This window comes from Cellulomonas sp. GbtcB1 (assembly GCF_019091725.1).
Lineage (GTDB): Bacteria > Actinomycetota > Actinomycetes > Actinomycetales > Cellulomonadaceae > Cellulomonas.
The window spans coordinates 1-250 of sequence record NZ_JAGXJG010000379.1 but is presented as its reverse complement, the minus strand read 5'-3'; the positions used below and the strand labels follow the sequence as shown (position 1 = coordinate 250).

Below are 250 nucleotides of genomic sequence, written 5' to 3'. Positions count from 1 at the left end.
GTCGGGGTCGCGTTGACGGACGGCTCGAACCAGGAACCCGCCGGCCGCGGCAGGGGCAGGAAGTACGGCACGTCGGGGGCCAGCGCGCCGGCGCCCAGCGCGGCCGGGACGAACGGGGGCCGGGCGAACGGGAGCACCGCGGCGGGGTGGGCGAGCGTGAAGGGCACCGGGGCAGCGGGCCCGCCCGGTCACGCCCTGGCGTGCACCCCGGGGCGGGCCCCCCCCCGGGGCGGTCGCCCCCCCCCCCCCC

Annotated in this window: 1 protein-coding gene; it reads right to left on the bottom strand. The window is 83.2% G+C overall.

What is annotated here, in order from left to right; translation table 11 throughout:
* Positions 1 to 167: DUF4184 family protein (locus KVT14_RS20770; protein WP_217617334.1), on the bottom strand; the 167-nt coding region annotated here is incomplete at its 3' end.
* Positions 168 to 250 lie beyond the last annotated feature (83 nt).